Origin of the sequence: Rhodoblastus sp. (assembly GCF_019449565.1) — a bacterium.
Taxonomy (GTDB): domain Bacteria; phylum Pseudomonadota; class Alphaproteobacteria; order Rhizobiales; family Beijerinckiaceae; genus Rhodoblastus.
Window position 1 is genome coordinate 1 of record NZ_JAGRPM010000018.1, and the last position, 11,451, is coordinate 11,451.

The following is an 11,451-nucleotide window of genomic DNA, read 5'->3' on the forward strand; positions in this document are numbered from 1 at the left end:
AGCCGGGCCGCTGCTTTTTGTCGCAGACTGTTTGCGCGCAAGATCGAAAGTCGCGCGCACAGGCGCGTTGCCCGCTGGACCAACGCCGACCTTACGGAGGAGGAAAGCCGCCATGGAAAAAAAATATAACGTCCTGTTCCTGTGCACGGGCAATTCCGCGCGCTCGATCATGGCCGAAAGCATCCTGCGTAAGGAAGGCGCCGATCGCTTCAACGCCTTTTCCGCCGGCAGCCACCCAAAAGGCGCTATCAATCCGCTCGCCATCAAAATTCTGCAAAGCTACGGCCTTCCAACCGACGGGTTGCGTTCGAAGCCTTGGGACGAGTTTGCGACCGAAACCGCGCCCAAGCTCGACTTCGTCTTCACGGTTTGCGACAGCGCCGCCGGCGAAGCCTGTCCGCATTGGCCCGGCCAACCGATGACCGCGCATTGGGGCATCGAAGACCCGGCCGCCGTCGAGGGAACCGACCTCGAAAAAGAGCGCGCCTTCGTGCTGGCTTTTCGCTATCTGCGCAATCGCATCACAATCTTCAACGCGCTTCCGATCGCCCGCCTCGACAAACTGGCGCTCAGCGCCAAATTGCGGGAGATCGGCGAGACCGAAGGCGCGTCTCATGGCGCAAAACACGAGGCGTGAGCGCGAACGCGGACATAAGCGCAAAGACAGTGGCGCCGCCGAAAAAATGTGGCTGGCGCCGGCGGCATAGTTCCTTTCACCACAGTAAAGAGCTCCGGCCCTTTGAATCGGTGTTCAAAGCCATTCGACGCGCTCAAGGGAACGGCGGCCTGGGAAGTCGGCGTCTCGGTTCCGACCGACCGCCTGCCGAGGCGAAAGGGCTTTGACAAATTTTACGGCTATGTGCAGCGCGGGCGAGGCGGCGCGCGGCGGTCGCCTGATCTGCTCATATTAGCGGATGGCGCCAAATCAGGGCCGTCCGGCCTCATGCAACTGCGCGAATTGGGCTAGAACCGCTGGCAGGGCGCTGATTTCAAGGGCGAATTTTTCCTTGATGGCGCGATCGAAGTCGCCATAGCCATGGGCCGGAAGCAGAAACGCGTCGGGGCCGCCGATCACATATTTGCGATACCAGGGCTCCAACATCTTGGGCTCGAAAGTGCGCGGTTGAAAAGGCCGGCCCGGCGCACGGAAGGACCCTCCTCCGAGGGGCTCCGCCGGGTCGCCTGCGTTAATGGGCAGACCGTTGATCGTCATGCCGGTCGCCGTGAGCGCGTCGCGCATTCTTGCGGTCGCGTCGTCGCCGTCGCAGTTGTCGACGCCATCGCCGGAAACGTCCATCACTACGCGTTGCGCCCTCACGGGCAACGTCGGCAGAATCAAGTCGGAAACGAAGCGCATCATATGTGCGACGCAGGTGAATTCGCCCTCGGGACGCGGCGTTCGCCGCACGCGCGCCGCGAGAGCCAAAACATCCTCGCGCGAAGCGATGCGCGTCCAGGGAATGGCCGCCTCGGCTTGTTCCGACCAATCGACCATGGCGAACATTATGCTGGCGCGAGGCCCGCTCAGCATGGCCGCGATGACTTCAGGGTCTGAAAGCGCCTTGGCGATGCCGCCCATCTGAAGCGCGAAGCGGTTTTGGTCGACCGAGCCTGACACATCGACGGAGACGATCAGCGCCATATCGACTGGCGCATCGCCGCGCGAGACCTGCGCCGCCGCATGGCCCGCCGCGATCACAGTCAAGCCGACGAGCAGAAGGCGGAAAATCGGCGGCAAGCAAATCTCCATGGCGCCAAAGCGACATTGTCCGGTCGAGCGGGATAGACGGCGCGTTCAATATCTGCCCGACGCGCCCTTTCCTGCAAGCTCAAAAAACTACGGCGCCAGATCCGACGCAAGTTGGATCGAGGCCGAGCTGGTCGAAGTTCGTCGTTCCTGCGGCTAGGGAGCAAGTCAAATCGTTGCGCTGCTCGACGATCTCGGTTTACGCCTGACCTTCCTTCGGCGCGAGGGCCTCAAGGATGCGACAGTCAGCGACCGTGTCATTGCGACATTGTCCGATGATTGTCTCCAGCTCATGCTGCATCGCCGTCAGGTCGGCGAGCTTCCGCTTCACGTCCGCCAAATGTTCGCGGGCAATCACATCCACTGCTTTGCAGGAACGGCTTTTCTGGTCGGCCAGATCGAGCAGCGTCCGAATCTGCTCAGTGGAAAAGCCCAGGTCGCGGGCGCGGCGGGCGAAAATGAGGCGGGTTAAGTGGGTCGCCGAGTATTCACGGTAATTTCCCGCCGTACGGGGCGGCGGGGGCAATAGGCCGATGTGCTCGTAATAGCGGATCGTTACCACTTTCGTAGCCGCCGTTCGGGCCAACTCACCGATGTTCATGCCTTATCCTTGACCCTATAGCTACTATAGGGTTCATAACACAGGTAGTCGGAAATTGTCTGGAATGTTGGGAGACCAGCGATGCGCAGACTTAAGCTTGTAGCGGCTACGGCTACGATTACGATGCTCATTGGCGGCGGGGCGTCCCTCATGGCGCAACAACCTCAAGGCCAACCCGGCAATCCATGGAGCCATTGCTGCGACACGCAGCCTTGGCCGATGGGGCCAGGGGGAATGATGGGGCCGGGAGGGATGATGGGGCCAGGAATGCGGGGCAGCATGCCGCGCCACCACGCGGCCATGATGTCGGGGATCCCCGCGCCCTACGATGCGATGAGCAATCCGCTCCCCAGAACTCGCGAAACCGTCGAACGCGGCGCCCGCGTTTATACGGAAAATTGCGCAACCTGCCATGGCGCAACGGGCTTTGGCGATGGACCGGCGGGGCGCGACCTCTCGCCGCGGCCTGGCAATCTTGCGTGGCTCTCCGAAATGCCAATGGGCCATTGGGACTCCTTCATGTATTGGACCGTCGCCGAAGGTGGAACGCCGTTTGGGACCGCCATGCCAGCGTTCAAGGACGGATTATCGAAAGACGATATTTGGGCGGTCATCGCCTATGTTCAGGCGCGGCTGCCGCAGAGCGCGAAATAGCGGAACAGGCAAGTCTTTTGTCTTGCCATCGCCCGGGAGCCCGCACTGTGGGCCGACACTCGACCTTCGGAGAACTGTTCCATGGCCTATTACATCAATCGCGTTCTGCCCGTCGCGTTCGATGTGGTGATCGCGCGGACCAAGGAAGCCCTGAAAACGGAAGGCTTCGGCGTCCTGACCGAAATCAACGTGCAGGAGACATTGAGGGCGAAGATCGGGGTCGATTTTCCCAAATATGTCATCCTCGGCGCTTGCAACCCGGCCTTGGCGCACGAAGCGCTCCAGCTGGAGAACAAAGTCGGCACGATGCTGCCATGCAACGTCGTCGTGCGCGACGCGGGCGGTGGGCAGACGGAAGTCGCTGCGATAGATCCGGTCGCATCGATGCAGGCGATCGACAATCCGGCCCTTAAGCGGGCCGCGGAGGTCGTGCGCGCCAAACTCGAAAAGGTTGTAGCCCAAGTATAGACAGCTTAGCGGCGTAGGCTAGTGGCGCTGGTGGGTGCATTGACCATGGTCCGCCAGCACCTCGATCACTCGGCATCCGGCGACGCGCCCATGGCTACACCCTTCCACCATCGCTTCCAGTTCGACCTTGAGGGCTTGCAGGCTGCGAATGCGCTGCTCCACCTCCGCCAATCTCGCCTTGGCGATGGCGTCGGCGGTCCCGCATGGCTGGTTGGGATCGTCATGCAAGGTAAGAAGCGCCCGGATAGCGTCGATCTCGAACCCAAGTTCGCGCGCGTGGCGGATAAAGGCCAGGCGATGCAGGTCGGTGTCGCCATAATGGCGGCGGTTGCCCTCGCTGCGCGGCGGGGCAGGCAACAAGCCGATTTGTTCGTAATAGCGGATGGTCGGCGCTTTCACGCCGCTAAGGCGGGCGGCTTCGCCTATCGGAATATTTCTTGTCATTCCCCTTGCTCCTCTAGTGGCTAGAGGATGTAGCCTCGTTGGCGACAAATCAAGGACTAGACAATGACGGAGACCACGACGCAGACCCGTTACCGTGTGGAAGGCATGGATTGCGCGAGTTGCGCCCGCAAAATCGACACTGCCGTGAGACGGATGCCGGGCGTGATCGAAGTGTCCGTGTCGGCGACGGCAGGCACGATGGTCGTCCATCACGACGCCAACAGCGACCTCGCCGCGATCGAAAAACAAGTAACCGGCCTTGGCTACGGCGTAGCGCCCCTGGCCAGAAACACCACTGCATCCGAGAAAGCCGCATGTTGCGGCGACGATCACAATCACAATCACGACCGCGTCGATGCCGGGCACGACCATGGCGCTCTGGAAAGCCGTCACAACGATGATCACAGCTCTTCAAGCGTCCCTTGGTGGCGAAGCAAAAAGGGACTGCTGACGATCGGTTGCGGCGGCGCCTTGGTCGTCGCCTACTGTATCGGCAAGTTCGCGCCTCCCGTCGCCACCGGCGCCTTCGTCGCGGCCATGTTGGTCGGCCTGTTCCCGATTGCGCAACGCGCCTTCACGGCGGCGCGGGCTGGAACGCCTTTTTCAATCGAGACGCTGATGACCATCGCCGCCGTCGGAGCGGTGTTCATCAACGCCGCCGAAGAAGCGGCTGCGGTCGTGTTCTTGTTTCTGGTCGGCGAAATGCTGGAAGGCGTCGCGGCCGGAAGGGCGCGCGCCAGCATCCGGTCGCTGACCAAACTCGTCCCTAAAACCGCCCTGCTCGAACAGGACGGTCGGACGCGCGAGATTCCGGCCGAAAGTCTGGTTATCGGCGCGATCATTCTGGTGCGCCCCGGCGACCGGATTCCAGCGGACGGGGTGATTGTCTCCGGCGAAAGCGCGATCGACGAAGCGCCGGTGACCGGCGAAAGCATAAGCGTGCGCAAGGGCCTCGACGCCAAAGTGTTTGCGGGCACCATCAACGGCGGCGCCGCCTTGCGCGTCCGCGTCACGGCCAGCGCCGCCGACAACACCATCGCCCGCGTGGTGAAGCTGGTCGAAGAGGCGCAGGAATCCAAGGCTCCGACCGAGCGGTTCATCGACCATTTCTCGCGCTATTACACGCCTGGCGTGGTGGCGTTCGCAGCGCTTGTGGCGATTGTTCCTCCTCTGTTGTTCGGTGGCGCATGGGGCGCATGGGTCTACAAGGGCCTCGCCATTCTGCTGATCGGCTGCCCCTGCGCACTGGTCATCTCGACGCCGGCGGCGATTGCCGCGTCGCTGTCGGCAGGCGCTCGGCGCGGCCTGCTGCTCAAGGGCGGCGCGGTGCTGGAAAATCTGGGCAAGATCACCGCCGTGGCCTTCGACAAGACCGGAACCCTGACCGACGGCAAGCCCAATGTCACCGATGTCATCGGCTTCGCTTTTGCCGAAGCGGACGTGCTGAAGTTCGCCGCCGCGCTGGAAGTGGGCTCAAGCCATCCGCTGGCGTCGGCGATTCTGGCCAAAGCGGCGGCGGAGGCCATCGTTCCGCCCCACGCTGCCGACGCCATGGCGATTGGCGGCAAGGGCGTCGCGGCGACTGTCAATGGCAAGGCTATGTTTCTGGGCTCGTTGCATGCCGCGGAGGAGCGCGCGCCGCTCTCGGCCGATCGGAAAGCCCGCATCGTGGCCCTGCACGATGCGGGCAAGACGGTCTCGCTTCTGATCATCGACGGAGCGCTCGCCGGCGTCATCGCCATGCGGGACGAACCGCGATCTGACGCGCTCGCGGGCCTGACCGCGCTGACCGACGCCGGCGTCAGGATCCTGATGCTCACCGGCGACAACCGACGCACGGCGTCGGCGATCGGCCAAAAGCTCGGCATTGAAGTGCGGGCCGAGCTGTTGCCGGTGGACAAGCAGAACATAATCCGCGAGATGCAGGGACAGGGGTTGAAGGTCGCCAAGGTCGGCGACGGGATCAATGACGCTCCCGCCCTCGCCTTGGCCGATGTCGGCATCGCCATGGGCGGCGGAACCGATGTGGCGCTCGAAACCGCCGGTGCGGCGGCGCTGCATGGCCGCGTGGGCGACGTCGCCGAAATGATCGATCTGTCGAAGCGCACCATGAGTAACATTCGCCAGAACATCACGATCGCGCTCGGCTTAAAGGCGGTGTTCCTGGTCACCACCGTCGTCGGATTGACCGGCCTTTGGCCCGCGATCCTTGCCGATACCGGCGCGACCGTGCTGGTGACCATCAACGCTTTGCGCCTGCTGTCACCGCCACAGCAACGCGTCGGTATCGCGAGAGCCCGCAGCTTTAGCTATTCCGTGAGTCGGGACGGCGACCGTGTCACGCCCAAGCCGTGAATCTGCCCTGTACCGCTGAGGAACGTCGCCTTTAATGCGCTGATTGAAGTGCCGGCCCGCGAGCCGATCAACAGGCCGGACACATAGAAGCGACTTCCGTCTTCCACGCGAAACCCGTTGCGAAACGCAGCCGGCCGATACATGGGGGTCATGGTCATGATGGCACGGTCACGAAAATTTTCCAGATGACCGCTCCGTGAAGAGACAGTCGCCGACCCGATCAGGATCGGTCGGCTTCGAGCATAACCCGGCCATTGCTGGAGGAGCCAGGGCTCCGGCGATCATGCCGCGATCGATGGTCCTCATGCTTGCTTGCTTCGCTTCCGTTTCAATCCTCGTGAAAAGCGATTGGCATTTTGACAAAATTGACGCTTACCGTCGAGTTGATCGTGATGTAGATCATTGATGGTTGGAGCGTGAAGGACGATAGTTTCGTCAGACCGCTCGAAAGTTGGGTCGATGGTTCGCTGGATTCGCGTTTTGCTTTCCGTTTTTGCTCTCGTGGGCCTGCTGGCCTCGGGAACAAGCGGGGCTGTGGCGGCGAAAACCCAACATCATTGCGCCAACATGATGATGCACCAGCCTCAAGGCGGCGGCGATGATTCAGGAACCGCCTCGAAGTGTTGCGCGACAGGCGCTTGCTTCGCGGTGCAGCCCACTTTGTCGCCATGCGACGCTGTTTCTTCCGTGCGAACTTTCACTCGTGTTTTCCTGCCGCCACTGAGTGACGCCACCATTCCCACTCTGCCCCTATCTCCGGATTTACGACCTCCCATCGCTTGATGTCGTGACTTTCACCGGCTGCCTGCCGCCAATTGGCCGGCCGACGCCGCACGACTTCATGCGAACGCCGGCTGGCCGGCTGGAGATCGACAATCATGACCCCCTTCCTTCGTCTGCTGGGCGCTTGCGCCCTTGCGGGAGGCGTCGCCTTGGCGGCGACATTCGCCCAGCCCCTGTTTCCTTCCGCTGTCAAGCTTTGGTTGGCGGGCGCTGCCGCCGCCGATCGGCAAGAGGATCCGGTCGTGTTCTATCGCGACGCCATGGGTCGACCGGATCTTTCCAGGGGGCCGAAAAAGGACGGCATGGGGATGGATTTTGCGCCCGTCCGCCGCTCGACGCTCCTGCCGCTTTTGTCCAAATTGCCTGCCAGTCCATCCGCATCAACGCAGGAGACTTTGTTCTGGCGCGACCCAATGGGCGGGCCTGAAATTTCGACGTCGCCAAAGAAGGATTCGATGGGCATGGATTTCCTGCCCGTGCGGCCAACCGACATCGCCGCATTGCTGCCGCCGATCGGCGCCACCGCGGAGACCGCGCCCACGCCCAAGGCGCCGCCCGAACCGGCCAGGAAGCGCATCCTCTACTACCGTAACCCGATGGGGCTGGCGGATATTTCGCCCGTTCCGAAGAAGGACGCCATGGGCATGGATTACCGGCCCGTCTACGTGGGCGAGGACGAGGATGCCTCCACGATCAAGATCGCTCTGGGCAAGGTGCAGCGCACCGGCGTACGTTCCGAGCTGGTCCAAAGCCAGATCGTGGTGTCGAAAATTCGGGTTCCCGGATCGATTCAGCTCGATGAACGCCGTGTTGCGGTCGTGGCGACGCGCTCAGCCGCCTTTATCGAGAAAGTCGCGGATGTCACGACTGGCGACTCGGTGAAGAAGGGCCAGACTTTGGTGCGCCTGTTTTCGCCCGAAATTGCCGCCGCCGCCGCGCAATATCATTCCAACCCAGGCTACGACGGCGCGCGCACGCGCCTGGAGGTGCTCGACGTTCCGGCCGATGTCGTCGCCGAAATCGAGCGCTCCCGCAAAATTCCGCTCAGCATCGCCTGGCCCGCGCCGCGCGACGGAATCGTGCTCGAACGGATGGCGATCGAGGGCATGAAGGCCGATGCGGGCCAGCCTTTGTTCAAGATCGCCGATATTTCGGTCATATGGGCCCTCATCGATGTTTCGGAGCGCGACTACGCCAGAATCAAACCCGGACAGGCCGTTTCCATTCATGCGCGCGGCTTGCCCGAGCGGTCTTTCACCGGCACGGTCAGCCTGATTTATCCGCAGATCAACCGCGAGACGCGCACCGCGCGGGTCCGCGTAGAGCTGCAAAACCCAGATCTCGTTCTGCGGCCCGATATGTATGTCGAGGCCGAAATTTCAGCCGGCGACGCGGATAAGGTCGCAACCGTTCCTGAAAGCGCCGTCATTGATTCTGGCGCGCGTCAGGTCGTGATTCTCGATCGGGGCGAAGGCCGGTTTGAACCGCGCGAAGTCAAGACCGGCCGGCGTGGCGAAGGCCGCGTCGAAATCCGCGAGGGCGTCTCCGATGGCGACAAGGTGGTTACCGCCGCCAATTTCCTGATCGATGCGGAAAGCAATCTGAAGGCGGCTCTCAATGGGCTTGGCCAACGACCAGGCCAGCCGGAGGAATCGAAATGATCGCCCGCCTCATCGCGTGGTCCGCGCGCAATCTCACTCTGATCCTGATCGGCACGGTCTTCATCATTGCAGCGGGCGGGTTTGCGCTGCGCACTTTGCCGCTCGACGCCATTCCCGATCTCTCAGACGTCCAGGCGATCGTTTATACTGAGTATCCGGGCCAGGCGCCGCAGGTCGTCGAGGACCAGGTGACCTATCCGCTGACCAGCGCCATGTTGACCGTGCCGCGCTCGAAAGTGGTGCGCGGCTTTTCCTTTTTTGGCATCTCCTTCGTCTACATCATTTTCGAGGACGGCGTTGACATCTACTGGGCCCGCTCACGCGTCCTCGAATATCTCAGCGCCGCCAGCAGCCGGCTTCCTGCCGGCGTGACGCCGGTGCTCGGTCCGGACGCGACGGGCGTCGGCTGGGTCTATCAATATGCGGTCGTCGCCAAGGAAATGACGCTCGCCGAACTGCGCTCGATTCAGGACTGGACCATCCGCTACGGCCTCGCCAAGGCGGAAGGCGTCGCCGAAGTTGCCAGCGTCGGCGGCTTCGTCAAACAATATAATGTCGTCGTGGATCCGAACCGCCTGCGCGCGCTCGGCATTCCGCTCTCGAAACTACGGGACGCGATCCGCGCCAGCAATACGGATGTCGGCGGCCGCACCGTCGAGCTGTCGGAGTTCGAGTTTATCGTTCGCGGCCGCGGCTATCTACGCGGCGCGCACGATCTCGAATCCATCGTTCTTCGCGCCGACAACGGCACGCCTTTGCTGTTGAAGGATGTGGCGCGCGTCGAAATCGGCCCCGACGAGCGGCGCGGCATCACCGAATTGAACGGCGAAGGCGAAGTGGCGAGTGGCATCGCCCTCCAGCGCTATGGCGCCAACGCGCTCACCGTCATCGACAATGTCAAGGCGACCCTGGCGCAAATGGCGCCGAGCCTGCCCAAGGGCGTCGAGATCGTTCCGGTCTACGACCGATCGCAACTCATCCATGCGGCGATCGAAACGTTGAAGGGGACACTATTCGAGGAAAGCGTCATCGTCGCGCTCGTCTGCATCATTTTCCTGCTTCATGTGAGGAGCGCCCTCGTCGCTATCATCATGCTGCCAGTCGGCGTGCTGATGGCCTTCGGCGCCATGAAGGCGTTGGGGCTCGGCTCCAACATCATGAGCCTCGGCGGCATCGCCATTGCGATCGGCGCGATGGTCGACGCGGCGATCGTCATGATCGAAAACGCCCACAAGCACCTCGAACGCGCCGCGCCGGGCAAGCGGCGCATCGACATTCTAATCGAGGCGGCGACTGAAGTCGGGCCCGCGCTTTTCTTCAGCCTGCTGGTGATCACCGTCTCCTTCCTGCCGATCTTCACTCTGGAGGCGCAGGAAGGCCGGATGTTCAGTCCGCTCGCCTACACGAAGACCTTCGCGATGGGGGCGGCGGCGCTGCTATCGGTGACCCTCGTTCCCGCGCTGATGGTCATCTTCGTGCGCGGGAAAATCATCCCCGAGAGCAGGAATCCGATCAATCGGTTCCTGATCTGGATCTACCGGCCGGTAATCCGCCTGGTCTTGCGGGCCAAGGTCGTCACGATCGTGCTGGCGCTTGCGGCTCTCGCAGCGACGGTCTGGCCGGCGCGCCAAATCGGCAGCGAGTTCATGCCGACGCTGAACGAGGGCACGCTGCTTTATATGCCGACGACCTTGCCGGGACTGTCGGTCACAAAAGCCGCCGAGCTTTTGCAAACGCAGGACAAGATCATCAAGACTTTTCCCGAAGTTGAATCCGCCTATGGCAAGGCCGGACGCGCTTCGAGCGCGACGGACCCGGCGCCCACCGAAATGATCGAAACAGTGATCAGCCTCAAGCCGAAGGAACAATGGCGTCCGGGCGTCACGATTGACGCGCTCGTCGCCGAAATGGACGCGGCGTTGCAGTTTCCCGGCGTCTCCAACGCCTGGACCATGCCGATCAAGGCGCGCCTGGACATGCTGGCGACCGGCATACGAACGCCGGTCGGCGTCAAGATCTTCGGGCGCGATCTGACCCAGATCGAAGCTCTCGCGCGTCAGGTTGAAACGGTGCTGAAGCGGGTCCCAGGCACGTCGAGCGCCTATGCCGAGCGCATCATAGGCGGCTATTATCTCGACGTCGTCCCGGATCGCGCGGCGTTGGCGCGTTATGCCCTGACCATCGGCGACGTCCAGGAGGTCATCTCCACGGCGCTCGGCGGCGAGACGGTCACCACAACGGTCGAGGGACGCGAGCGTTACGGAGTCAATATCCGTTATCCGCGCGATTTTCGCTCTGATCCCCAAGCGATCTCCGATGGTGTGCTGGTTTCCCTGCCGGGCGGCGGGTCTGCGCCGCTTGGCGAGGTCGCCAAGGTCGAACTGGTCCGCGGGCCGACATCGATCCGCACCGAGAACGGCCAGCTCGCCGCTTACGTCTTCGTCGACGTCCGTGACCGCGATATTGGCGGCTATGTCGCCGAAGCGCGCCAGGCCGTCACGGATCAAATCAAATTCCCCGCCGGCTATTACGTAACGTGGAGCGGGCAGTTTGAATATATGGAGCGGGCGGAAGCCCGGATGCGGATCGTCGTGCCTGTGACGCTGCTGGTGATTTTTCTGCTGCTTTATCTCAACTTCAGGCGGCTGACCGAGACCCTGATCGTCATGGCCTCGCTGCCCTTCGCCTGGGTGGGCGGCGTCTGGCTGATGTGGCATCTGGGCTTCAACATGTCGGTG

General features: G+C 62.5%; 9 protein-coding genes. 6 read left to right on the top strand and 3 right to left on the bottom strand.

Annotated features, from left to right (window positions below; all coding sequences use genetic code 11):
• The first annotated feature begins 112 nt into the window (after positions 1-112).
• The gene (locus QZ409_RS03790) at positions 113-637 is read left to right on the top strand and encodes an arsenate reductase ArsC (RefSeq protein ID WP_296707248.1); all 525 of its coding nucleotides are present in this window, start codon (positions 113-115) and stop codon (positions 635-637) included.
• Between the two features lie 288 nt (positions 638-925).
• Here QZ409_RS03790 and QZ409_RS03795 read toward each other — a convergent pair whose 3' ends face one another.
• Both QZ409_RS03795 and QZ409_RS03800 read right to left on the bottom strand, forming a co-directional pair.
• Positions 926-1,738, bottom strand: a complete 813-nt coding sequence (locus tag QZ409_RS03795; protein WP_296707249.1) for a DUF1194 domain-containing protein — start codon at positions 1,736-1,738, stop codon at positions 926-928.
• Between the two features lie 208 nt (positions 1,739-1,946).
• Positions 1,947-2,348: a helix-turn-helix domain-containing protein gene (locus tag QZ409_RS03800; protein ID WP_296707250.1), complete on the bottom strand. Its 402-nt coding sequence runs from the start codon at positions 2,346-2,348 to the stop codon at positions 1,947-1,949.
• A gap of 267 nt (positions 2,349-2,615) precedes the next feature.
• Between QZ409_RS03800 and QZ409_RS03805 the strand changes: the two genes are divergently transcribed.
• Both QZ409_RS03805 and QZ409_RS03810 read left to right on the top strand, forming a co-directional pair.
• Positions 2,616-3,002: a cytochrome c gene (locus QZ409_RS03805; protein ID WP_296707251.1), complete on the top strand. Its 387-nt coding sequence runs from the start codon at positions 2,616-2,618 to the stop codon at positions 3,000-3,002.
• 81 nt (positions 3,003-3,083) lie between these two features.
• On the top strand, positions 3,084-3,470 hold the full coding sequence (locus tag QZ409_RS03810; protein WP_296707252.1) for a DUF302 domain-containing protein: 387 nt from the start codon (positions 3,084-3,086) through the stop codon (positions 3,468-3,470).
• An 18-nt stretch (positions 3,471-3,488) separates the two neighbouring features.
• On the opposite strand, the gene QZ409_RS03815 is transcribed toward QZ409_RS03810, so the two are convergent.
• Positions 3,489-3,914: a helix-turn-helix domain-containing protein gene (locus QZ409_RS03815; protein WP_296707253.1), complete on the bottom strand. Its 426-nt coding sequence runs from the start codon at positions 3,912-3,914 to the stop codon at positions 3,489-3,491.
• Between the two features lie 63 nt (positions 3,915-3,977).
• Here QZ409_RS03815 and QZ409_RS03820 point away from each other — a divergent pair, with 63 nt between their 5' ends.
• From QZ409_RS03820 to QZ409_RS03830, 3 genes are all read left to right on the top strand, one after another.
• Entirely contained in the window at positions 3,978-6,269 is a 2,292-nt protein-coding gene (locus QZ409_RS03820; RefSeq protein ID WP_296707254.1) for a heavy metal translocating P-type ATPase, read from the top strand.
• An 878-nt stretch (positions 6,270-7,147) separates the two neighbouring features.
• Positions 7,148-8,713, top strand: coding sequence for an efflux RND transporter periplasmic adaptor subunit (locus QZ409_RS03825; protein WP_296707255.1), 1,566 nt, complete (start codon positions 7,148-7,150; stop codon positions 8,711-8,713).
• Positions 8,710-11,451, top strand: a 2,742-nt coding sequence (locus QZ409_RS03830; protein ID WP_296707256.1) for a CusA/CzcA family heavy metal efflux RND transporter, incomplete at its 3' end; no start/stop codon positions are given. The genes QZ409_RS03825 and QZ409_RS03830, both read left to right, overlap by 4 nt.